Raw genomic sequence first — 23,070 nt, 5'->3', positions numbered from 1 at the left:
ATGAGCCAAACTTTTAACGTCCCTCGCCGTACGTTCCTCAAGGCATCCGCGGCGCTGGCTGCCGGTGCGCTGTTCAACCCGCTAGCGCGAGCGGCCAACGAGCGCCGCACGGTGATCATCGATTGTGATCCGGGTCAGGACGATGCCATCGCCATCCTGTTCGCACTCGGCGCGCGCGATCGGCTGGACGTGCGTGCGCTGACCGCCGTCGCGGGCAATGTGCCGCTGGAGCTGACCGAGCGCAACGCACGCATCGTGCGCGACTGGGCGGGTCAGACGAAGACCTTGCCCGTGTATGCGGGATGCCCGCGTCCGCTGATGCGGCCGCTGATCACAGCGGCAAACGTACATGGCAAGACCGGGCTCGAAGGCGTGGAATTGCACGAGCCGCTGGCGCCGGTCGCGCAGCAGCACGCGGTGGCGTATCTCATCGACACCTTGAAAGCGGCGGCGCCCCATAGCGTGACGATCTGCGCGATCGGACCGCTGACGAATCTGGCGACCGCGCTCACCGAAGCGCCCGAAATCCGCGACGGTTTGCGCGATATCGTGCTGATGGGCGGCGCATTCTTCGAGCGCGGCAATATCACGCCGGCCGCCGAGTTCAACGTCTACGTCGATCCGGAAGCGGCGAGCATTGTGTTCGCGAGCGGCGTGCCGATCGTCGTATTGCCACGCGATGTCGCTGTGAAAGCGCCTATCACACCGGCCCGCATTGCGCCGATACGCGCCATCGGCAACCGCTGCGGCGCGATCGTCGCGGACATCATGGCGGCGGAAGTGAAGTATCAGAAGGGGCGCCGCGGCGTGGAAGAAGCGCCGATGTACGACCCCACCGCAGCGGGTTATCTCGTCGATCCGACCTTGTTCAAGGGCCGCCTGGTGAACGTGGTGGTAGAGACGACCGGGCAGTGGACGCTGGGCGAAACGGTGGTCGACTGGAGCGGCCACAGCGGCCGTGCGCCGAATGCGACCTGGATTACCGATGTTGACGCCGATGCGTTTTATGCCGCGTTACGGGCTAGCATTGCTACATTGCCGTGAGGGATTTTCGTTCGCACTCGGGGGGTGGTTTGTTGGGGGCTTGGGGTGGGGTTTGGAGTTAGCCGTTGGTTCTAGCGTTAGCGGTTGGGGTCATTGCCGGGTTGTTGCTTTCTGCGTTAGTGGTCTGCTAGCGTTGGCTCATTTCTTTAGCACTATTAGCCACTGTGCGTGGCGGCACGTCATTTCTTTGTCCAAAGCGACAAAGAAACGAAGCAAAGAAAACGCTTTCAAAACGAGGGCTCGTAAGTTGACCTAGCGTGCACTTTGTGCGTTTTTGGCACCCCAAAAGCACGGTGCTCGCCAGAACGACGGATGTGTGAACCCCTCCTTCTCGCGAATTCCTACACGCACACGCTTCGCCCCGTACGCTCTCGGGCAAGCACCCTTGCCAAGAAAACCCGCACGGCCTCACACGCATTTAATGCTTCGCTTCTCGGTCAGTGGTCAGTGGCTGGTGGCTGGTGGCTGGTGGCTGGTGGCTGGTGGTCGAGCGGTCGCCGCTGAAGGGGTTGTGTGGTCAGCTTCGCGGATCATGGCGTGATGGCTATTTACTGCTTCAATTTTTGGTTAGCCGGCTAGTGGGCTGCATGATTATTTCGTCGGTTACGGCTTCACGCGTTTTGGCGGCTTTGCTTCCCGGGTGGGTTGGCGACGTGATTCGTCATGCGTACAAATTCGGTGGATGGTTTTCCGCGGATAGCGCGGGGTGTTCCTTGGGCAGGTTCAGTCACTGGTGGCGAAGCGTGTGGGTATCCGTGTTCGGAGAAAGAGGGGTTCACACATCCGTCGCTCTGGCGAGCACCGTGCTTTTGGGGTGCCAAAAACGCACAAAGTGCACGCTGGGTCAACTTATGAGCCCTCGTTTTGAAAGCGCTTTCTTTGCTTCGTTTCTTTGTCGCTAAGGACCAAGAAATGACGCGCCGCCACGCGCAGTGGCTAATAGTGATAAAGAGAATAGCCAACTCAAGCAGACCGCTAACGCCGAAAGCAGCAACCCGGCAATGACTCCGACCACTAACCCCAAAACCTTGCAACTCAACATTGACCAATGATTTAAATATGCGCAGCAATATAGTCCCAACACGCTTTCACATGCGGGCCGCGATCCTCACCGACCAGCGAGATCAACGCGATCGCACGCGTGACGCGCGGTTTGTCAAGACGCAGCGCTACGAGTTCGGGATCGTGCAGATGCAGCGTGTAGAGGCTCGGCAGCACCGCAATCGCAAGACCGTTGCGCGCCAACGCGTAAAGGGGCTCGGAATATTCCATCCGGTACGCCACCGAGAGACGCAGCTTTTCATCGCCACTCGTTCGATGCAGCGCGTCGCTCACACTGCCGCGTACGAACACGGCAAGATCCCGACCGACCAGCTTCGCCCACGGCAGGGTCTTGCGTTTAGCAAGCGGGTCGTCGCGCCGCAGGACCACCACGATCTCATCTTCGAAGACGTCCTTGAACCGCAACGCTTCGTGGTTGGCTTCCGGCTCATGCACGCCAATACCGATATCCACGACACCATCACGGACCGCATCGATCAGCGCGGTATTCGGCAAGTCAGTCAGCGTAAAGCGCAGCGACGGCCGTTGTTCGCGGAACGCGTTCAACACGGGCAGCAGACGTCCCGCCACCGATGGAATCATCGCGATGCGCACCGTCTGCAAGCGTTCGGCGAAGGTGCTGGCCATGTCGTCGAACGTGCCGCGTGCATGGTTGAGCAGGCGCTCCGCGAGCGGCAGTATGCTTGCTCCGGCAGCGGTCAGCGTGAGGCGGTGAGCGGAGCGCGCGAACAATGGACCGCCGAGCAGGAACTCGATCTGCCGGATCGCGGCGGTGAGCGCGGGCTGTGTCAGCGAGAGCGATTGGGCCGCTTGCGTGAAGCTGCGCGCATGCGCCAACGCAACGAAGTACTGCACTTGCCGCAATGTCAGCGCGGGCAAGAGGGACGAACGATCGGACATTGAGCGCCACCGCTTGGGGACAATGCGCCGCAGTATAAAGCGCGGCCAGGCCGGCATACGCAAAGGAAATAATAGTGAACAAGGAATCTTCGATGGCTTCTCCCGAGCTCGCCGCGCCGAAAACATCAAGCGGCTGGCTGGATCGCCGCTTTGCATTGAGCGCGCGCAATACCAGCGTGCGGATCGAGACGCTTGCAGGCATTACGTCGTTTCTCGCGGCGGCTTATCTGCTCGTCGTGATCCCGTCGCTGCTGGCAACAGGCGGTATGGATCGGGGTGCGGCGACGACGTCGACCATCATCGTTTTCGTTTTAAGCACCATTTTCATGGGGCTTTATACGAATCTGCCGTTTATCGTCGGGCCTGGGATCGGCGGGTCGGTGATCCTCGGTGTCACGCTGGCGAGCGAACATGTCGCGTGGCAAACCGGACTCGGCATTGCGTTCATCTCCGGCGTGCTGTTTCTGATCCTCACGCTGGTCGGCGCACGCAGCCTCGTCGTGCGGCTGATTCCGGCGCAGATAAAGCTCGGACTCGGCGCGTCCATCGGGCTCTTTATCGCCGTGCTTGGCTTTCGTAACGCCGGCATGGTGATCGCGAACGCAAAGACCAATGCGCTCGCGCTCGGTGATTTTTCGCGGCCCGGTACGCTCGTCGCGTTGATCGGCCTGGCCGCAGCCGTCGTGTTGCAGGGGCGACGCATCCCGGGCGCCATTCTCTGGGCAATCCTGATCGCAGCGGCAGCCGGTGTGCCGTTGGGCGTGACGCATCTGCCGCAATCGATGATCTCTTTGCCGCACGACATCATGCCCGTCGCGTTCAAGCTGGATATTCCGAGCGCGCTGACGGTCGCCGCCATTCCTTATCTGTTCGTGTTCTTCGCCGCTGAATTTTTCTCGACGCTCGGCACGACGCTCGCGGTCGGCGCCAAAGCCAACCTGCTCGATGAAAACGCCAACCTGCCGAATATCAACCGGCCATTCCTCGTCGATTCGATCGCAGCCACGCTCGGCCCCGTGTTCGGAATTCCCGCGCTCACGGCGCTGGTCGAATCGGCGGCGGGTGTGGAAGCGGGCGGGCGCAGCGGGCTCTCGTCGCTGGCTGCCGCCGGCATGTTCGCGTTGATGCTGCTGTTCGTGCCGGTCGCACTCGCGATCCCGAAGGAAGCCACCGCGCCGGCGCTGATCCTGATCGGCCTGTCGATGTTCAGCACGATCCGCCACGCGCATTTCGACGATTTCACTGACGCTTTCCCGGTCCTTTCCATGGTCCTGCTCACGCTGATGTCGAATAGTTTCGGCACAGGGATTGCGGGCGGCTTACTGTGTTTCGTGATCGTCAAGCTCCTTGCAGGGCGCTTCAAGGAAGTCCCGTGGGGTCTTGTCGTGCTGGCCATTCCGCTCGGTTATTACTTCTGGACCGTTGTTAAGCATCATTAACCCGAGCACCATCGATTCCGCACTACCGCAAGTACCGAAAAATATGAACGAGACATTTGGCAACGTGCCCGCTGCACGCACAGGCATCAACATCACGCCGCTCCACCGGGCATTTTTCAACGCAATCCCGAAGGTCGAACTGCACTGCCATTTGCTGGGCGCGGTTCGGCACGAGACGTTTATCGCGCTGGCCGAAAAAAGCCGCGCACCGATCGAGCGTGCCGAGATCGACGCGTTTTATACGCGCGGCGAAAAGCCCGTTGGCGTGTTGCGCGTATTGCGCGCGCTCGATGAATACCTGCTCACCAGCGCCGATGACCTGCATCGCATCACGTACGAATATCTGCAGGACGCCGCCGCGCATAACGTGCGCCACGCTGAGTTTTTCTGGAACCCGACCGGCACCGTGCGGGTATCGAAGATTGAATACGGCGACGCACAGGCAGGCATTGTCGCGGCGATCCGCGATGCTTCGCGCGACTTTGGCATGTCGGCGCTGCTGATTCCGAGTATCGACCGGGAGGCCGATCCCGACGAAGCGGTGACTTTAGTCGAGTGGATGAAAGCCCATCGCGCCGATGAAGTCGCGGGCATTGGCGTGGATTATCGTGAGAACGACCGGCCGCCGGAATTGTTCTGGAAAGCGTATCGCAATGCGCGGGATGCAGGCTTCAGGACCACCGCCCATGCGGGAGAGTTCGGCATGCCGTGGCGCAATGTGGAGACAGCTATCGAGTTGCTGAAGGTGGATCGTATCGATCATGGCTATACGATCGTCGACAATCCTGAACTGGCCGCTAAATATGCCGCGTCAGGTCTGGTCTTCACTGTCGTGCCGACCAACTCGTATTACTTGCGCACGCTGCCGCCGGAGAAATGGGCGGAGTTGCATCCGATCCGGCGCATGCCCGGGCTGGGTCTGAAGATCCATCCGAATACCGATGACCCGACGCTGCACAAGGTCAATCCGAGTGAAGCCTGGGAACTGATGTTCAGCCATTTTGGTTTTGGCATCAGCGATTTGCGGGGTTTCATGCTGAACGGTATCGACGGCGCATGGGTCGATGACGCGACACGTAATGCATGGAGAGCCCGGTGGCCCAGCGAATTCGATGCGCTCGCCGCACAATTGCCGTAGGGGTGTCGTTTGGAGCCGGTGGTCCGGGGGCCGCCGGCGGTAATTGTGACCCATCGCAGCGATTCAGCCCCAAGCGCGAGTATTCCGCTTGCCTTATCATTCCACCCGCATTATCCAAGCCCAAAATAGCGACCACGCATATCGGCACAACCGCCGCCCCCCCCAGACCGCACCCATGCACCCCGCAGCAGATCACCTGACTCAAGCCCCCAAAGCAAGACCGGCCCGCATCGTCCTGGCTACCATTATCGGCAACGCGTTTGTCGCGTACGACTTCACGGTCTACAGCTTCTCCGCAGTCATCATCGGCCAGCTTTTCTTTCCGTCGCACAACCCGCTGTCTTCGCTGCTGCTGTCGCTGGCCACCTTTGGCGCAGGCTTCGTCATGCGTCCGCTCGGGGCAGTCATCATCGGGCAGATCGCCAGCAGCCGGGGCCGCAAAGCCGGCATGACCTGGTCGCTCGCACTCATGACGCTCGGCACGTGGCTGATCGCCTGCCTGCCCACGGTTGCCTCCATTGGCCCGGCCGCTACTGTGCTGATGGTTCTCGCGCGACTCATGCAGGGCCTCGCGGCGGGAGGCGAGATCGGGCCGGCGTCGGCGGTGCTGATGGAGTCCGTGCCGCGCAACCACCGCTGTTATCTCACCAGCTGGCGTGGCGCGAGCCAGGGCGCGGCCGCATTTGCTGCCGCGATGGTCGGCGCAATCACGACCGCCTTGCTCTCGCCGGCCGACATGCACGAATGGGGATGGCGAATTCCGTTTGTGCTCGGCGGGTTGATCGGCCCCGTCGGCTGGTATCTGCGCCGGCGCATGCCAACGGTCGTCATTGAGGCGCCCGCGCGGCCCCGGCTTGCGACGCTCTTCTCGGAGCACGGTCGCACGCTCATATATGGAACATTGATGATGGCCGCGCCGTCGATCGGTATCTATATCACCGTGTTCTACATGCCGAGCTATCTGGTGCGGACGTTGCATCGGCCCACGGTCATCAGCCTGCTGACCGCCAGCCTGTCCGGCCTCGTGATCCTGGTGGTGAACCCGCTGGTGGCCCGGATCGCCGATCGGCAAAAGCGGCGCAAACCCATCCAGTACCTGGCGCTCCTGGTATGTCTTGCGCTGACTTATCCGGCCTTCCTGGGCTTGAAAATGGGCGTGGGCAATGTCACCGCGCTACTGATCATCCTCGGGTATGTGGCAGTCGCGCTGAGCAACGCCGGCGCGAGCACGGTGATGATGCTGGAGGCTTTTCCGCCCCAGCATCGCGCCGCGGCGCTGTCCATCATGTACAGCTTCGGCGTGGCGATTTTCGGCGGTTTTTCGCCGCTCATCGTCACATGGCTGATCGCGGTGACCGGCAATCCGATGATGCCCGCGTGGTACCTGATCGCCGCCACCTGCATCACGCTTCTTGCCCTGCAGCGCTTCCCCGAAAGGGCGCTCGATTAAACGGGTGATTGAGCGGGTGAGTGCGCTATCTGCCGCCGGGCCCGTACGACGACATCAATTCCAGCTTGCTCGCTTGCTGCAACTCGAACGCGCGAGCACGCGCATCTTGCGGACTCATGCCGTAGGCGCGGCGAAACGCGCGCGTGAAATCCGATCCGCTGTTGAACCCCAGCCCATAGGCAATATCGATAACCTGAAGGTGCGGGAAACGGACCAGCTCGTCGGCCGCCTCGCGCAAACGGCGATTGCGGATATACGCGCCCAGTCCGCCCTCATGCTCGAACCAGCGGTAGATCGTGGCGCGCTTCAGTTGCAACGCATCCACCACGCTGGAAGGGGAAAGCTCCGGCTGGTTGAGATTCGCCTCAACGTATCGCCGCACCTGGCTCATCACGGCCGCCTGCACGGCGGCACGCGCGCCGCCGCTCAGCCGTGCCTGCTTGCGGAAAGCCGCGAGGAGCAGTTGTGCGCCGGCCTCCATTTCATGCGCCGCCTGCGCCGCACTCATTCCGGCCAGGTCGCGGCTCAGCGCCAGCGCGTGATTGGTCACCAGCTGGGTCAGCGGCGTGCCGTGCTCGACCGCGCGGCCATGAATTGAATCGGCGTCCGGGAAGGTGGCCTCGACGACCGCTCTCGGCACGAACATGGTCAACACATGGGCCGCAGATCGCTTGATGGCGAACGGCTCGTCCATGTCGAAAACGATGATTCCCTGCACCGAATCCGGGGTGCTGCGTTTCTTCTGAATGCCCACGCCGGCACCAACCTCGCCCTTCACGAAAATGTGGAAAACGTAGTCGCGCCGCACATCGGTGGACACTCTCGCGACCGAGCGTTCCAGCGACATGGCGTCGGTCACGGCATCGGTGAAGACAAGATCGCCCACCGCATACCGGTCGATACGCCCATTGAAGCCCCCTGCGATCTGCGCCTTCGAGGGCAGCGCATCAATCACATGTCCCACCCGGTCGCGCCATGCGAGGAACTGCCGGTCCACCCGTGAGCCGTACGTGCTGAAACTGCTGCGGACGATGCCCGCGTCTGGCGCTGCAGCCTGAGCGAGCCCGTCTTGACGGGGATATGAAGTCATTCTTTCCATCTGATGGCGCCCCAAATCAACCGATCTACGCGGCCTAGTCGACGTGGCTTTGTCGCGGTGGTCAATTTATTTTGATTATTGAGACATAGGGTAAAGCCTGCCTGGAACAGTGCGATATCTTCTGATTAATAACTTCATTGTCCATTCCGCATCGTGAGAGGCAATGCCTGGTTAACGGCATTGCAAGCGGGAAACAAAGCCTCTCTCCATCGAAAGGCGGCGGTACCGGGGAACGATACCGCCACGCTCACCCAGCGCCATTGGCCTCTTTATTGGCTTTGCGTTGGCAGGACGAGCGGCTTGATCGGCGATGCCTGGACGAATCAATCGCAGCACCCTTCCTGAGGCAGCTCAGTGAAGCACGACGAGATATCAGCAAATGAGCGCTTTAAAGAAAGCACCGTCACCTATTCCCGGCAACTTGATGCCGGCAAGTTTAGCCGATCGCCAACTTGATCACATCGAGCGCATGGTCAGGACCGTCGTGCGCGCCAGCACGGTTGGCCCCGTTCACGGGATGGACCAGAAGTACTGGGAAAGCCGGATCCGCGCCCTGGTCAGTGAAAACCATCTGGTGGCCGTGCAACAACACCGCGTGCAGCGGTTGTTACAGGACCTGGCCAAGCGCGCACGGCCGAACGCACTGAAACGAACGGCAGCGTGAACCGCGGGGGTGAGCGGAGGTCTGGGGAACCCGCGTATTGGGGCAGCAACACGGGATCGACGGCGAATCGCGCCGATGCCGTGCGCGCAATCGCCACGAGCGGCATCAAGCCGGTGATCGAGCAAGCCGTCGATGCTTACCGCTTCCTTGAAAGCGCCGCGCACGTCGGAAAAGTCGCGATCGACCTGGACGCGCGATGTTTGATTTGCTGTTCGGACGGACTTACTCCGCGGGCTTCGGTTGTAGCCCGACATAACGTGCGCGAGGCCGGATCAAACGGCCCGTTTGCGCTTGCTCCAACGCGTGAGCGAGCCAGCCCGCGCAACGTGCAAGCGCGAAAAGCGACAACGGCGCATGCGCCGGCAGATCGAAAGCAGCGGCGAGCACCGCCAGCGCGAAATCAACGTTCGGCCGCTCGCCAACCGCCCTCTCCACGCACGCGGCAAGTTCCGCGTAAAGCGGCGGCACGCTCATCGTGGTGAGCAGAGCGCTCGCCCTGGGGTCTCCATCGGCGTATAGCGGATGACCGAATGCCGGAAACACGCGGCCTTGCGCCAGCCAGTTACGCACGGCCGCTTCCGGGCCGATAGCTGTTGCCAACTCGATCAGCGCGCGAACCGACGACGATGCGCCGCCATGCAACGGCCCAGTGAGCGTAGCAAGGCCTGCCAGCACGCCAGCCGATAACGACGCGCCGGTGGAGACGGTGACGCGCGTAGCGAAGGTCGATGCGTTCAGTTCATGATCGGCGAGTAAAACGAGGGCGCGCCGGATCGCGTCCTCCGCCTCGCTGCATCCCCACGTTGCCGCCAGCCGTTCGCTCAACGTGCGTCCCGCGCGCGAAGCACCCGTACCGCCAAGAATCGCTTGTGCGAGCGTCGAAAGCACGCTGGCGGCCTCGTCGCGCAGCACGGCAGGAGTGCGTCCGCTCGATGGCAAATCACGCGCGCTGCGCCTGGCCAATGCGACGAGACTCGCTGTCAGAGGATCGTCGGCGCCGGCGGCCTTGCGCGTGATTTTCGGCTCGATGCGAACAGCATCGGTCTCCCACAACAGCCCGATGACTTCCTCAAACGACGCCGTATTCGCAAGCTCGATCGCATCCTGCCCGCGATACCAAAGCCTTCCGTTCGACACCGTAGAGACAGCAGAAGGCAAAACGGGATCACCCCAGTCGATGGCCTGCGCCGCGACCTTCTCGACCTTGCGCTGTCCGCTGCGGCGCTGCGCCATTCGCGCTACATCATCACCGTGATAAAGGCTGCGGCGAGGGTCCGTCTTGTCCGGTCTCGCGCGGATCTTTCCACGACTCACGTTCGCATACAGCGTCTGCGCGCGGACGTTCAATACGCTCAAGGCCTCGGCCGCCGTGATCCATGCCATGGGAGTCTCACATTGATGAATTGAATCAAGATTGACGTCAACTTTATCGCTATTAATATCCGTACGGTACGAACATTTTTAGAGCCGCAAGGAGGACGACATGCAGGGCTTGTTCAAACAGCACTTCGATACATTCGCGCGCTACAACAACTGGGCAAATACCCGGCTCTTCGATGCAGCCGCATCCCTGAGCGACGCCGACTATCGAGCGGATCGCGGCGCGTTTTTCAGGTCGGTTCACGGCACGCTCAATCACTTGCTCGTGACCGACCGCGTATGGATGTTTCGCTTCACCGGCGAGGGGAATTCACCTGACCGGCTCGATGCGATCCTGTTCGAGCAACTTGAGTCGCTGCGCCATGCGCGTGAGGCGGAGGATGCACGGATCGTGCGGTACGTAACGGGACTTGACGATGCTTCGCTCGAAGGTGCGATCACGTATCGGCGCGTCTCCACACCGGACGTGATCGCGCAACCTCTCGCGCCTGCACTGGCCCACTGGTTCAATCACCAGACCCATCACCGTGGCCAGGTGCACGCGCTGCTGACCGGTCTCGCAGAACGCGCGCCGGAACTTGACTTGCTTATTTACCAGCGTCTCGCGGAGAAGGGGCTTGCCTGAGGGGCTTACCTGAGCGGCAGCGGGCCTCATAGCGGCTTGCGGTAGACCACGGACCCTTGCTTCTCGCCGACCTTGTCGTAGAGCTGCATCGCCGTGGTGTTGGTCTCTCGCGTGTGCCAATACACGCGTTCCACACCTGATGTCTGTGCGTGTCGATAAACCTCCTCGATCAGTTTGCGGCCAACTCCTTTTCCTCTGGCGCCCTCAGCAGTAAACAGGTCCTGCAGATAACAACTCGGCCCAAGCTGGATCGTGCTTCGATGAAACAGGAAGTGCGCCAGGCCGACCAGCTCTCCCGCGCTTTCCGACACCAGTGCATGCATGGGCTCGTAGACATCGAAGAAGCGGGACCACGTCATCTGGGTGATCTCAGGCGCTAACGCGGTGTCGCCGTGGCGGCCATAGAAGGCGTTGTACCCATCCCAAAGCGGTTTCCATGCGGCGAAATCGGATAACGCAACGGGACGTACTTGAATGGCTTCGGTCATGTCAGGTCGCTGGCTCGTAAGATCAGCTATAAGAATAAAAGGCTGCTGGCACCATTCATAGGTCCATTAACGCCATTAAACCTGGAGCCACGGGCGGACTCACGCATGGACCTCGCTAAAGTCTGAGCGCCCATCTGCCGACAACGGGGTAAACACCTATCCCACGAACATGCTATTCATATAAACATATATATGTTTTAACGATTGGTTGACCACTCATCAATCTCAGCTCGCCTCATTCATTCAAGCAAGCAAGACAAAAGACGCACGGAGACTCGATGTTTTCCTGGTACCGGCAGGTTTCTAAAGGCGAGCGATACACGTTCTGGGCATGTTTCGGCGGTTGGGCGCTCGACGCCCTCGACGTCCAGATGTTCAGTCTCGTCATCCCCGCGATCATTGCGGAATGGGGCATCAGCAAGACGCAGGCAGGTCTGGTAAGCGGCGTCACGCTGGTGGCGTCGGCACTGGGCGGATGGATCTGCGGCGCAGCAGCGGACCGTTACGGCCGTGTGAAAACCCTGCAGGTCACCGTGATCTTTTTCTCCGTCTTCACGTTGCTGTCGGCATTCGCGCAGAACTATCCGCAGTTCATCGTGCTGAAGGCGCTACAAGGCTTTGGCTTCGGTGGCGAATGGGCAGCGGGCGCGGTGCTGATGGCCGAGACCATCCGCAACGAGCATCGCGGCAAGGCGATGGGCGCCGTACAAAGCGCATGGGCCGTTGGCTGGGCCGCAGCCGTGCTGCTTTACGCGACCGTGTTTTCATTCATGTCGCCTGATATCGGCTGGCGGGTGATGTTCGGCATCGGCATCTTGCCTGCGCTCCTGATCATCTACATTCGCCGAAATGTGAAGGAACCCGTTGCGCCCCCGCGCAAGGATGCGGGACTGAAGACCGGGAAGGAGCGCACGCCGCTCCTGTCGATCTTCGCGCCCGACGTTATCCGCATGACGCTGATCGGTGGCCTGCTGGGCGTGGGCGCACATGGCGGCTACTCAGCCCTCACCACCTGGCTGCCGACCTATTTGAAGACCGAGCGCCATCTTTCGGTGCTCAGTACCGGCGGTTATCTGGCGGTGATCATCGCGGCATTCTTCTTCGGCTGCCTGGCCGCGTCGCAGTTGCTCGACCGCATCGGGCGGCGTCAGACCATCCTGCTGTTCTCTGTCTGCTGCGTGGGCACGGTCATCGTTTATCTATTTGTGCCGCTCTCCAATCACGCGATGCTCGCGCTCGGTTTTCCGCTCGGCTTTTTCGCTGCGGGCATTCCGGCCAGCATGGGCGCGCTGTTCAACGAACTCTATCCACGCGGCACGCGCGGGACAGGGGTGGGGTTTTGCTACAACTTCGGCCGTGTCGTGTCGGCGGGATTCCCCGTGATGGTCGGACATCTGGCAGCGCAGTATTCACTCGGATTCGCGATCGGCGTGGACGCGGTTTTTGCGTATTCGATCGTCGCCGTCAGCGTAATGATGCTGCCCGAAACGCGCGGACGCACGCTGGCCGAAGACGTCCCGGCATAGATCCTTATGACTCGTGGTCTCGTCACCGGTATAGATTCACACGCCCACGTCTTCACGCGGGACTTGCCGCTCGCTCCCGGCCGGCGTTATGCACCCGCCTACGACGCCACGCTCCAGCATTATCTCGCTATGCTTGCCAGCATCGGGATGTCGCATGGGGTGCTGATCCAGCCCAGCTTCCTCGGCTTCGATAACAGCTATCTGCTCGCGTGTCTCGACGCGCATCCGCACCAGTTGCGCGGCGTCGTGATGGCTGATCCGGTCAATGCCCTTGGGTTTATCGACGACTGGCATGCGCGGGGTGTGGTGGGAATCCGCGCGAACCTGATCGGTACCCTACTCCCCGATTTCACCGATCAACACTGGAGCGCGCTGCTCTCGCGCATGGCCGCGCTCGACTGGCACCTTGAAATGCAGATCGACGCCCACCGCCTGCATCAAGTGGCGCCGGCTTTGCTGGCGAGCGGCGTGCGGATCGTGATCGATCATTTCGGGCGTTTTGATCCCGCGCTCGGCATCGGCGACCCTGGCTTCCGTTACCTGCTCTCGCTGGGCCAGACACGGCGTGTTTGGGTCAAGGTATCTGCCGGGTATAGGGTAAGCGCGAAACCGGCAAATCCCGAAGCGACCTTCGCCACGAGCGAGAACGCATGGTCCGAATTACTGCCCGCGTTCGGCGTGGATCGCCTGCTCTGGGGCACCGACTGGCCGCACACCCAGTTCGAACACGTCTGCAATCCACGGCACGCGCTGCACGACCTATACCGCCTTGTCACCGATGAGTCACATCGACAGGCCTTGTTAATCGATACGCCTGCGGAGTTGTTCCACTTTCGCTAAGCCGCTCGTCGGAAACAACGAAAAAACCTCAAGTCTTCCACGTTTAGTCCGTTAAACATATATATGTTCATATCAATGAGGTCGACGGACAGTGTTTAAGAATCTTTCAATCAAGACAGGCTTGACCCTTGCGACAAGCGTGTTTGTCCTGTTGGTACTCGTTGTCGGAACCTGTGCGTTTGTTTCGCTGGGCCGCGCCAACCACGCGTTAAGCGGCATGTACGAGCACGATCTGGCCGGAAGCACTGCGCTGACCCGCAGTTCCGAATTGCTGTTGCGTTGCCGCTCTGCGAAGAACCGGTATGAATCGCTGATTGAGGACAACAAGGCCGACGCCGCCATAAAACAACTGACCACGGCTCACGAATACTGCAACGAGTCGCAAAAGCAATGGGATGCGTTCGCCGCGTTGCCGGTCTCGGGCGACGCGCAAGCGCTCATCACCGACGCCGCCGCCAAGCACGCCGCAATGACGCAAAAAGGCATCACGCCGGAGTTCGGCGCGCTCGAAGCAAAAGACTTCGATGCATACAAACGTATACAGATGCAGTTCAGCAGCCCGCTCTACAACCAGTTCGACCAGCTTTCGCAGCCGTTGCTCGCGTATGTGTCGTCGCGTGCCCAGCAGCGTTTCGAAGCGGCGGAAACGACTGCGAGCATCGTGAATACGGTACTGGCCGCCTGCGCGCTGCTGGCGCTGGTGATCGGCATCACCGTGAGAATTGCATTGACGCGACTGGTCGTGAAGCCGATTACGGCGATGGCCGCCGACTTCGAGCGCATCGCGGGCGGTGATCTGCGTACAGCGATCATCGTGGAAGGCGACAACGAAATTGGCAAGTTGCAGGGCGCGTTGCGCCGCATGCAGACGGAGCTGGCGACGACCGTGCGGCATATCCGCCATTCAGCGGAATCCATTACCGTTGCTGCCGGCGAAATCGCATCGGGCAACACCGACCTGTCGGCGCGCACCGAGCAGCAAGCTGCATCGCTGCAGGAAACAGCGGCGAGCATGGAACAGATCAGCGGCACCGTCCAACGCAATGCGGACAACGCCAGCCAGGCAACCACGCTTGCCGCGAGCGCGTCGACAATAGCGAGCCATGGAAGCGCGGTGGTCAACAACGTGATATCGACCATGGCCGATATCTCGCAGAGTTCAGCGAAAATCGCGGACATCATTACGATCATCGAAGGGATTGCATTCCAGACCAATATCCTGGCGCTCAATGCTGCAGTGGAAGCTGCGCGTGCCGGTGAGGAAGGCCGCGGCTTTGCGGTCGTGGCCGGAGAAGTGCGCAGCCTCGCGCAACGTTCGTCGAGTGCGGCAAAAGAGATCAAGGATTTGATCGATACATCGGTGCAACGGGTGAATGCCGGCTCGGGGCTTGTGGGAGAGGCGGGTACGACGATGACGCAGATCACGCAAGCCGTGCAGCGCGTGACCGACATCATGAGCGAGATCTCGGTCGCATCCGGCGAGCAGAGCCGGGGCATCAGCCAGGTCGCAACCGCGGTCACGCAAATGGACGAGGTCACGCAGCAGAACGCAGCGCTGGTGGAAGAGGCCGCGGCGGCCGCGCAATCGCTGGAAGATCAGGCGAAGTCGTTGAAAGACGCGCTCGCGATTTTCAGTGTGAGCCAGTAAGTGAACCATCAGCACGGAAGGCCTGAAGAGCCTTCCTCGCGCGTGGTTCAGCGGATTTCCGATTGATACAGGAACTGGCTCGCCGGGCCGCGCGAGCGACGCCATTCGAGTGGATGGCGATCATACCCATAGGCCAGCCGTTCGATCACCACGATTGGCGTTCCCTTCTCTATGCCGAGCAGCTTTGCATGCTTCAGGCTTGCCGCTTCGACCGTCAGGGTTTCCGTAGCGGAGGCCACCACCTGATTGCATTTCGCTTCGTACACCGGATAAAGCAGGTCGCCGATGGAGTCGAGCGGCAGGTCCGCGAACGCCGCGAAACGGTCGAGCGGCAGCCAGATGTCCTCGGTCAGCACCGGCGCGTCCTCGATCAGTCGCAAACGCGCCATCTGGATCACGTTGGCGCCGGGCGCTATCTGCAACGTGGCCGCGACGGCGGCCGGAGCCTCCACCACGCTGCGTTTCAGGATTTGGCTCTTAGGAATTCGCCGCTCGCCGGTCTTGCTCTGGAAGCGGAAGAACCGGAACAGCGAACCATCGAAACTCGCGCGCCGGACGAAGGTGCCTCGACCCTGGTAGCGTTCGAGCAGTCCTTCAGCAACCAGCAAGTCGATCGCCTTGCGTACGGTTCCCACCGCAAGATCGAAGCTTTGCGCAAGTTCCTGTTCCGTGGGAATCGCTTCGCCGGGTTGCCAGCGGCGCGCAGCTATCTTCGACGCAAGCTCGTCACGCAGGCGTTGATATCGGGGGAGTCGGTTGTCGGCTTGCATGCGTGATCTTTTTTGTAATACATGCACAGGATTGTATGACTTCCCTTCACGCTTTGTTGCGTCAAATTGTTTTGCTATGGGACGTGGTCCGTTTCCGTCATGGCCGAATGCATAGACCCCCGATCTGCTTGCCCGGAAGCGATCGGGCGAATTCGAGCGCGGCGTCCATCACGCGAAGTCATCGGAATGATGCCGGGTATTTCAAGTGCCCAGGCATCCAGATCCTTGCCGAGGCGCTTCCCTCGCAATGAAGCGGTTGCTCAAGTCCCGCTAAGAGCGCAACAGTATCGAATCTCGGTCAACCACTTGCCGCCGAGTTGAACGCCTCTGCTGGAGTTATCGCAGACGAGGCCGTTTCGCGTGTAAAAGGCACGCGCGCGACGATTGTCCAGCAAGACCCACAGGGCGACGTTCGTATACCCGGCGGACTGCAGCGCGTGCCGTGCAGCATCGATCAGTCGGTGGCCGATGCCTTTGCGCCAGAAAGCCGGCGCGATGTAAAGTGTCTCCACTTCGCCCCAGCGATGATCCTTGTCCCCGTCCCGGGAGTCGCCGAATGCGACCCAGCCGAGAATTGTTTCCGCGGCGTCGGCGGTTTCGGCATGGACATGGGCGTGAGCGACCAGCACCCGCGGCCTTCCCGCGATCAGCGACTTGCGCCATGCTTCGCTACGCTGCGCCACGGCCAGACTCGCCAGATAGCTCTCGGGCAGGATTCCCCGATACGCCGCCTGCCATGAGTCGACGTGGATCGTGGCGATAGCCTGCGCGTCTTCGACCGTGGCCTCGCGTATTCCAACAAGCATGCAGAGTTCCTCGTTGATGTTGGTTGGGACCATGACACCGGCACGGCTTTGTAGCTGCGCAATCGGTGCTGAAGCCCGCCATGGCCGCGGGCTTTTTACTTACCGGGTTGGGTCTTGGCAAGCGCATACGTAACCTGCTTCGCATGCGTGGCTGAGTCATCGTCTACTTGAGAAAAACCGCATCGCAGATAAAAGTCCCCGCCGGCTTGCGTATCAGTCGTCAAACGGACGAGCCGGAACCGTCTTGATGCATGCTGGAGAAGCGCGTCGACCAGCGCCGCGCCAATCCCGCGCCGCCGCGCGGAAGGCGCTACGTACAGGCGCCGCAATCTGCCGGCGTCGGCCGCCGGAAGATAAGGGTCGATCGTGAGGCCGCCAATCCCGATCATTCGGTCCCCTTCAAACGCGCCGAGCAGACACTCCCCGGGCTTGTCGAACCGGTTCGCGCCGCTTCGCCATTCGGCAATCAACCGCGTCATGAAGTTGAAGCCTTCGGACGCGGCCAACCCTTCAAGCGCCTCCACGCCGGGCGACATTGCGGCAATGCGCGTAATCGTGATGCCAGGTGTCATCGTCTTCCTGCGTCGGCGGCGCGATTCGTGCTGCTTTCCTGCTGCTTTCCTGCTGCTTTCCTGCTGCTTTCCTGCTGCGATGGTTGTTATTGTGCGGACCCCGCACGCGGCGGATCATCGGAGGCCGATTCGAGTTTATCCAAATCTTTTGTTCCTGCAGGTTTCACCCGCATAGATTCCATGGAGAGTGAACTTCATACTTGCTTAATACGTCCGCTTGCCGGGATTTGCGAGTGAACGACGCCGTCACGGGGACGGTCACCGATAAGCACCGGACGCTGTACTCCCACGACGAGAGGCCATATGCGAAAACAATTGCTTGAATGGAGTTGTGCCGGATTTGCAGGATTGCTGGCACTGCCCGGTGTAACGTTCGCGCAGCAGCAGGCGTACACGAACAGCCCGGTCAACATGCGCGCCGGGCCGGCAGGCGACTACCCGATCGTGACTCAGTTGCCGGGCGGCGTGCCCGTGACGGTCATGGGTTGCATCAGCGGCTACACATGGTGCGATGTCGTGGTGCCCAACTTGCGCGGCTGGGTCTACGCGGGGCGCCTCAGCTATCCGTATCAGGGGGGCAATGTACCGATCCTGACTTACGGAACCACGATCGGCTTTCCTATCGTGACGTTTTCGATTGGTTCTTACTGGGGCAGTTATTACCGCGGCCGCCCTTGGTATAACCAGCAATCGCGCTGGGCCAATCGACCGCCTCCCGGGCCGGGTCCCGGCCGTCCGCCCGGTTATGGAGGACGTCCGCCACCGGGACCGCAGCCGGGTCATGGCGGCGTGCGCCCTCCCGGATCGCAGCCGGGTCAAGGTGCGGGCGGGCGTCCCCCCGGATCGCAGCCGAGTCAAGGTGCGGGCGGGCGTCCTCCCGGACAACAGCCGGGTCAAGGTGCGGGCGGGCGTCCTCCCGGACAACAACCGGGTCAAGGTGCGGGCGGGCGTCCCCCCGGACAACAACCGGGTCAAGGCGGTGGCCGCCCTCCGGGCCAACCGGGCGGAGGACGCCCATCGGGACCACCGCCCGGTCAGGGCGGCGGAGGGGGTAATGGTGGTGGTCACGGTGGCGGTAGCCAGGGTGGCCACGGCGGAGGGAACAACCAGCAACCGCGTGGCGGTTAGCCTCAACCATTCACCGGCCCCTGGCATCAGCGAATCCATGCGGCAACGCGCCGGCGACCGCAGAAACATCGCGTGTTTCTCGTCGCCGGCGCCCACGTCACCCGTGTTGCCGTCCTCTCAAACGAAAAAATCCGCCCGAAGGCGGAAAGATGATCAGGCGTTGGGATTCGCTGCGATGAACGAACTCAGCGTCGGCTGCCATCCGTAGGCTACACCGCTATTGTTATAGAGGCCGTATCCATCCGTGTGGTCGTACAACTCGTAGAAGTTAAATCCGACCACTTGGGGCTGCGCCACCATCTGTGCCATTGCCTGCTTGACGTATGCAACGCCGGTACTTGTCGAAATCGAAGATGACGGCTGGCCAATACCGCACTCCGAAAAATACAGAGGCTTCGTGCTGATCTGCGCAATGGACGTGAATATGTTGTAGTTGCCGCTCAACCCATTCACCGACAGCATGTTGCCACCCGTGTAGTAGTAGTGCCACGCGATCATGTCGAAGTTTGCCGCTGCCGTGGACATCGCCGAACCATTCGGTTGGATGTTCTTCACGATCATTTCGAGGAAACCCCAATGGATATAAGCGATGCCACCCAGCATCACCTTGGTCTTGCCAGTGGTGTCGACACTTCGGAAACCATTGCAAAGACCAGCCTGGAAGGCGACGTACACCGGAGCGCTGGAATTGAAGTTTGATGGAATAGTGCCATCGACGTTGTTGTTCACGCAGGCAATATCCATCTCATTGCCCATCTCGATCACGGGCACGAGGCCAGCAAAGGTGTTAGCCGCAGCAACGCCCAGTTGATAACCCTGGGTGTAGGCGCTGGAGACCGAGGAACCCGTCGGAGTCGCGGCGATCACCGGCAGCACGGTAATGCCCTTCATGCCGGGAATCACCGTGGTAGCCAGCGCGGTCATTCCCGGCTGATCATAGCAATCCTGACGACACGTGCTCATCCCGTTTGCCTTCATCAGCGCAACCTGCTGGGAAAGCGGAATTGATTGATACAGGCCACCCTGGACGTAATGGGCATTGATACCGAAGTACGGCAAGACGCCCGCAGCGGGAGTCGCTGGTGCCGTCGCGCCGATCGTCAGATTCAGAGAGGTTGACGTGGAAGTACCGCCTGATTTGCCTGCCGCGACACTGAAGGCCATCACTGTCAGCGTCTGGGCGCCCGTGAGCGTGCCCATGTTGACAGACGTGCTCCACTTGCCACTGGCAGGCGTCACATCAGAGCTGAGCTTAGTACTGCCGCTATAGATCGCGACGTTGACCCATTGCGTGCCCGCGGTGCCGCTCACGGTGAACGTGGACGATGCAGTGGCATTCTGCGCGGGTGATGTGACTGCGAAGGCAGTCGTACTGCCCGTCGAACTCTTCTGAGCATTGACTTCGGCATTGTCGACAGCGCCGGTGCTACTGCCGCTACCACCACCACATGCGCTGACGAGAGGCGCAATGGCGCCAGCCATGAGACAACCGAGAACCTTGCGGCGTGTAATAAGATCGTTCATTTGGAATCCTTAGAATTGGGTAAAAGACGAAATACCTGGACGGCTGGGGCCGTCATCCGTTCTGATTGTTTTTGTGGGCCGGTGGTGAAGCAGCGAGCCCCTGCTCGCCCGGAAGCGCTATACAGCCGGCACCTTGATCGTTTGCGCGACAGCGAAGCATGGACGCGCCGACAATTTTTCGTTGTACTAACATCGTAAGTTTCTCCATCGCCGAGGGATCTCGACGAAAATGTTTATAAAAAAGCATTCAGATCGACTACTTAGCGGTCGGACCAACACGACCCCTTCTATCCCTCAGCCATAGATCTTGGTCAAAGCCGCTGCAATACGGCTTTCGAATCTATTTAATTTGGGGTACTAACAAATCTCTCAGTCGTGGATCTCATTTCAATTTCCTTACCACTGGGGTTTGCGTCACACGCTCGGTACGGCCTGCACACATCCGGTTGTCGAACAGTCCGTGGTGCCGCAACCGGACTGTGGGACGAGGATTTATGCACAGTAAGGGTCCAACGGAGGGCGTCGCGTGCGCCGGAGGCATAGAACGCGAACACTGCAACACATCGATCACGCGACCCTACTGACCTGCCGGTGATAATTTGCCAAGACGAAGGAAGATCGCCGGGCGCTGACCAGCGCGCTCGTCCTTTGACTTGCCAGACAAATCGATAGGTACAACTTACCTGCTTAAAATCCGTTGCGACGACACTTATAGCCTCATCGCATGAGCAGGATGTTACATTAAAGAAACGTTTTTTAATCGCAAGTACTCGGCAACATCTTGTAACTTTATGTTAAAAATGGAATTAGTTACCTATTTGTGTTGTTATGAAGGAAATTTTTTCTGTATTACTAGAAATAAGCCACGAAATATCAAGATCTGGGGGCAAATATACAAAATTTCCTCATTTCATATTCTTCTGATTTATCAAATTTGAATCAAAATCGATAAATCGCTTTTTGGGGCAAATCTGGACCTGATAAGCACTCTGCGGCAGTCAAATTGACCGATTTTCTTAATTTGCCAGATTAATGTTTTCCCGAACAGCGTTTACCATGATATCTGGATCGATACTCTGGTTTTAGTCAGCGTTTAAATATCCCGTCGATTTACTTGAGCGCGTGGAGTGAATTGCCGGCGATAACCGATGCCGTCATGCGGACTGATGACGCAATCAAGAGGATTGAAGCGAATCACAGCCGGGCCGGGCTGCTCGCTGACGTTCCGTACAGTCGGAATCGCTTTGCCGACACTATCTCGGCTATGACCGGTCTTCGCACCGTAGCAATGCAGCGCACAAACCTGGCCATCTGACGGGTTGTGCGCGACTCGATGCAGTCCCGATCGCCGAACACCGGAATGTTGAGGCACGCCACAGCACGGCATTACAGACGCCAGGGCAACAGCAGACAGCAATTCGTTATCGACCTCTACGCTCAGATCATCTGCCGACCACACGTCATCTCGACACGTGTATGCACATTGCAGCCAATGAATCGAGCCGTGAGCACTCGGCAATCCGTTCATCAGCGAATCCCGTTTTCTGAAAATGCCGTCCGCGTTGCCGGTGTACACGGCCACGCCGTGCTTCATCCGTTCCGCCCACCTCCCGAGAATGCTGTAGCCGTGATGCGGGACCGTGCACCGGTAGAGATTGTTGTTGCTGGAAGACCTTCATGCGCAATGGACCGGGACGTTTATCGCTGCACTGGGTTATCTCGTGATTGGCAACTCGCTGATTGCGATCACGTCGCTGCTTGCGTTGGCTCGCGCGGGGCGGGCATTGAAGATCGCATCCTTGTTCCTCTTCATTCCACCGGTGGCTGAAGTGCTCTCGTCGTTGCTATTGAAGGAAGTCATGCCACTGCTTGCGTGGGGATCAATGGTGTTTGCGGTGGCAGGCGTATCGCATGAGACTTGGTCGACGTCCGGCGTAAAACCAAGAAACGCGTAACTACAAAGCGAGCGTCCGGGGCAAACCAAAAGAGGCATAGCGCTTGCACATGCTCATGAAGGCTGGTGTTACGCGGATAGCGCGGGATTAACCTTGGGCGGGTTCAGTCACTGGTGGCGAAGCGTGTGGGTATCGGTGTTCGGAGAAGGAGGGTTTCACACATCCGTGGCTCTTGCGAGCACCGTGCTTTTGGGGTGCCAAAAACGTGGAAACTGCACGCTGGGTCAACTTACGAGCCCTCGTTTTGAAAGCGCTTTCTTTGCTTCGTTTCTTTGTCGCTTTGGACAAAGAAATGACGCGCCGCCACGCGCAGTGGCTAACAGTGATAAAGAAATCAGCCAACTCAAGCAGACCGCCAAGCTAAGCAGCAGCAACCCGGCATAGACCCCGACCGCTAACGCAAGAACCTAGCAACCCAGCACTAACCCCGACCACACCCCATAAACACCCACCGTCAACCCCATCCCCGAGCGCGAGCGAAAAACCCCCGCCCTAGGTGTTTAACCCGACGAAACTCCCCCGTCGTAATAACCCGCTATTACCTTCTTTTCTATCAACGCTGCATACTGAAGCGACGCTATGACACGAGTTCCGGTATGTCCAAATTCCTTCACCTCATGATTCGCGTTGACTCGCTGGATCCATCCATCGCGTTCTACCGAGACGCGTTCGGCATGCGCGAGTCTCATCGCCTCGACTTCGATACCTTCACGCTCGTTTATCTCCGCGATCCAGAAAGCGGCGCCGAGATAGAACTCACGTTGAACAAAGGCACGACCACGCCCTACACGCACGGCACGGGCTATGGCCACGTCGCATTCGCTGTCGACGACATCGAAGCGTTCCGCGACCGTCTGCTAAGCCAGGGTATGCAACCGGGCGACCTGAAATCGCTGAGCCACAACGGCGCCATCGCCGCACGCTTTTTCTTCATCACCGATCCCGACGGCTACAAGATCGAAGTGCTATCCAGGGAGGGTCACTACGTATGAACTGACGTTGGCGCCGTACA

At 59.9% G+C, this 23,070-nt stretch carries 21 protein-coding genes; 12 read left to right on the top strand and 9 right to left on the bottom strand.

What is annotated here, in order from left to right; translation table 11 throughout:
- Nucleotides 1-1,044, top strand: a complete 1,044-nt coding sequence (locus tag ACSOSP_RS24300) for a nucleoside hydrolase (protein ID WP_455313454.1) — start codon at nucleotides 1-3, stop codon at nucleotides 1,042-1,044.
- Nucleotides 1,045-2,097: 1,053 nt separating this feature from the next.
- On the opposite strand, the gene ACSOSP_RS24295 is transcribed toward ACSOSP_RS24300, so the two are convergent.
- A complete protein-coding gene (locus ACSOSP_RS24295) occupies nucleotides 2,098-3,006 on the bottom strand; it encodes a LysR family transcriptional regulator (RefSeq protein WP_455313453.1) in 909 nt (302 codons plus the stop codon).
- 92 nt (nucleotides 3,007-3,098) lie between these two features.
- Between ACSOSP_RS24295 and ACSOSP_RS24290 the strand changes: the two genes are divergently transcribed.
- The 3 genes from ACSOSP_RS24290 (at nucleotide 3,099) to ACSOSP_RS24280 (ending at nucleotide 7,033) form a co-directional block, all read left to right on the top strand.
- On the top strand, nucleotides 3,099-4,445 hold the full coding sequence (locus ACSOSP_RS24290) for an NCS2 family permease (protein WP_455313452.1): 1,347 nt from the start codon (nucleotides 3,099-3,101) through the stop codon (nucleotides 4,443-4,445).
- Between the two features lie 43 nt (nucleotides 4,446-4,488).
- Nucleotides 4,489-5,583, top strand: a complete 1,095-nt coding sequence (locus tag ACSOSP_RS24285) for an adenosine deaminase family protein (protein WP_455313451.1) — start codon at nucleotides 4,489-4,491, stop codon at nucleotides 5,581-5,583.
- 175 nt (nucleotides 5,584-5,758) lie between these two features.
- The gene (locus tag ACSOSP_RS24280; protein WP_455313450.1) at nucleotides 5,759-7,033 is read left to right on the top strand and encodes an MFS transporter; all 1,275 of its coding nucleotides are present in this window, start codon (nucleotides 5,759-5,761) and stop codon (nucleotides 7,031-7,033) included.
- A gap of 25 nt (nucleotides 7,034-7,058) precedes the next feature.
- Here ACSOSP_RS24280 and ACSOSP_RS24275 read toward each other — a convergent pair whose 3' ends face one another.
- On the bottom strand, nucleotides 7,059-8,123 hold the full coding sequence (locus ACSOSP_RS24275) for a helix-turn-helix domain-containing protein (protein ID WP_455313449.1): 1,065 nt from the start codon (nucleotides 8,121-8,123) through the stop codon (nucleotides 7,059-7,061).
- A gap of 388 nt (nucleotides 8,124-8,511) precedes the next feature.
- Between ACSOSP_RS24275 and ACSOSP_RS24270 the strand changes: the two genes are divergently transcribed.
- Nucleotides 8,512-8,796: a hypothetical protein gene (locus tag ACSOSP_RS24270; RefSeq protein WP_455313448.1), complete on the top strand. Its 285-nt coding sequence runs from the start codon at nucleotides 8,512-8,514 to the stop codon at nucleotides 8,794-8,796.
- A gap of 222 nt (nucleotides 8,797-9,018) precedes the next feature.
- Here the strand turns inward: ACSOSP_RS24270 and ACSOSP_RS24265 are convergent, their stop codons facing one another.
- Nucleotides 9,019-10,179: a citrate synthase gene (locus ACSOSP_RS24265; RefSeq protein ID WP_455313447.1), complete on the bottom strand. Its 1,161-nt coding sequence runs from the start codon at nucleotides 10,177-10,179 to the stop codon at nucleotides 9,019-9,021.
- A 100-nt stretch (nucleotides 10,180-10,279) separates the two neighbouring features.
- Between ACSOSP_RS24265 and ACSOSP_RS24260 the strand changes: the two genes are divergently transcribed.
- Nucleotides 10,280-10,801 carry a DinB family protein gene (locus ACSOSP_RS24260; RefSeq protein WP_455313446.1) on the top strand — a complete coding sequence of 174 codons (522 nt, stop codon included), beginning with the start codon at nucleotides 10,280-10,282 and terminating at the stop codon, nucleotides 10,799-10,801.
- A 26-nt stretch (nucleotides 10,802-10,827) separates the two neighbouring features.
- On the opposite strand, the gene ACSOSP_RS24255 is transcribed toward ACSOSP_RS24260, so the two are convergent.
- The gene (locus tag ACSOSP_RS24255; protein WP_455313445.1) at nucleotides 10,828-11,289 is read right to left on the bottom strand and encodes an N-acetyltransferase family protein; all 462 of its coding nucleotides are present in this window, start codon (nucleotides 11,287-11,289) and stop codon (nucleotides 10,828-10,830) included.
- A 278-nt stretch (nucleotides 11,290-11,567) separates the two neighbouring features.
- Here ACSOSP_RS24255 and ACSOSP_RS24250 point away from each other — a divergent pair, with 278 nt between their 5' ends.
- The 3 genes from ACSOSP_RS24250 to ACSOSP_RS24240 all read left to right on the top strand — a co-directional run bounded on the left by ACSOSP_RS24250 (nucleotide 11,568) and on the right by ACSOSP_RS24240 (nucleotide 15,303).
- Nucleotides 11,568-12,815 (top strand): MFS transporter, encoded by a 1,248-nt coding sequence (locus ACSOSP_RS24250; RefSeq protein WP_455313444.1) that lies wholly within the window; start codon nucleotides 11,568-11,570, stop codon nucleotides 12,813-12,815.
- 6 nt (nucleotides 12,816-12,821) lie between these two features.
- Complete coding sequence (locus tag ACSOSP_RS24245; RefSeq protein WP_455313443.1) at nucleotides 12,822-13,655, top strand: amidohydrolase family protein; 834 nt, start codon at nucleotides 12,822-12,824, stop codon at nucleotides 13,653-13,655.
- 121 nt (nucleotides 13,656-13,776) lie between these two features.
- Nucleotides 13,777-15,303, top strand: coding sequence for a methyl-accepting chemotaxis protein (locus ACSOSP_RS24240; RefSeq protein ID WP_455313442.1), 1,527 nt, complete (start codon nucleotides 13,777-13,779; stop codon nucleotides 15,301-15,303).
- Between the two features lie 47 nt (nucleotides 15,304-15,350).
- Here the strand turns inward: ACSOSP_RS24240 and ACSOSP_RS24235 are convergent, their stop codons facing one another.
- The 3 genes from ACSOSP_RS24235 to ACSOSP_RS24225 form a co-directional block, all read right to left on the bottom strand.
- Nucleotides 15,351-16,073 carry a GntR family transcriptional regulator gene (locus ACSOSP_RS24235; RefSeq protein ID WP_455313441.1) on the bottom strand — a complete coding sequence of 241 codons (723 nt, stop codon included), beginning with the start codon at nucleotides 16,071-16,073 and terminating at the stop codon, nucleotides 15,351-15,353.
- A gap of 260 nt (nucleotides 16,074-16,333) precedes the next feature.
- Nucleotides 16,334-16,879 (bottom strand): N-acetyltransferase family protein, encoded by a 546-nt coding sequence (locus ACSOSP_RS24230; RefSeq protein WP_455313440.1) that lies wholly within the window; start codon nucleotides 16,877-16,879, stop codon nucleotides 16,334-16,336.
- Nucleotides 16,880-16,974: 95 nt separating this feature from the next.
- Nucleotides 16,975-17,451 carry a GNAT family N-acetyltransferase gene (locus tag ACSOSP_RS24225; RefSeq protein ID WP_455313439.1) on the bottom strand — a complete coding sequence of 159 codons (477 nt, stop codon included), beginning with the start codon at nucleotides 17,449-17,451 and terminating at the stop codon, nucleotides 16,975-16,977.
- A 303-nt stretch (nucleotides 17,452-17,754) separates the two neighbouring features.
- Between ACSOSP_RS24225 and ACSOSP_RS24220 the strand changes: the two genes are divergently transcribed.
- Nucleotides 17,755-18,579 (top strand): SH3 domain-containing protein, encoded by an 825-nt coding sequence (locus tag ACSOSP_RS24220; RefSeq protein WP_455313438.1) that lies wholly within the window; start codon nucleotides 17,755-17,757, stop codon nucleotides 18,577-18,579.
- A 153-nt stretch (nucleotides 18,580-18,732) separates the two neighbouring features.
- On the opposite strand, the gene ACSOSP_RS24215 is transcribed toward ACSOSP_RS24220, so the two are convergent.
- Both ACSOSP_RS24215 and ACSOSP_RS24210 read right to left on the bottom strand, forming a co-directional pair.
- Nucleotides 18,733-20,103: a hypothetical protein gene (locus tag ACSOSP_RS24215; RefSeq protein ID WP_455313437.1), complete on the bottom strand. Its 1,371-nt coding sequence runs from the start codon at nucleotides 20,101-20,103 to the stop codon at nucleotides 18,733-18,735.
- A gap of 1,093 nt (nucleotides 20,104-21,196) precedes the next feature.
- On the bottom strand, nucleotides 21,197-21,697 hold the full coding sequence (locus tag ACSOSP_RS24210) for a hypothetical protein (protein ID WP_455313436.1): 501 nt from the start codon (nucleotides 21,695-21,697) through the stop codon (nucleotides 21,197-21,199).
- Nucleotides 21,698-21,764: 67 nt separating this feature from the next.
- Here ACSOSP_RS24210 and ACSOSP_RS24205 point away from each other — a divergent pair, with 67 nt between their 5' ends.
- Entirely contained in the window at nucleotides 21,765-22,058 is a 294-nt protein-coding gene (locus ACSOSP_RS24205; protein WP_455313435.1) for a hypothetical protein, read from the top strand.
- 596 nt (nucleotides 22,059-22,654) lie between these two features.
- A complete protein-coding gene (locus ACSOSP_RS24200) occupies nucleotides 22,655-23,050 on the top strand; it encodes a VOC family protein (RefSeq protein WP_455313434.1) in 396 nt (131 codons plus the stop codon).
- Nucleotides 23,051-23,070 lie beyond the last annotated feature (20 nt).

The organism is Caballeronia sp. KNU42 (assembly GCF_053760385.1).
Note: the sequence above shows the minus strand (reverse complement) of the source record. Positions and strands in the feature narration are given on the sequence as shown.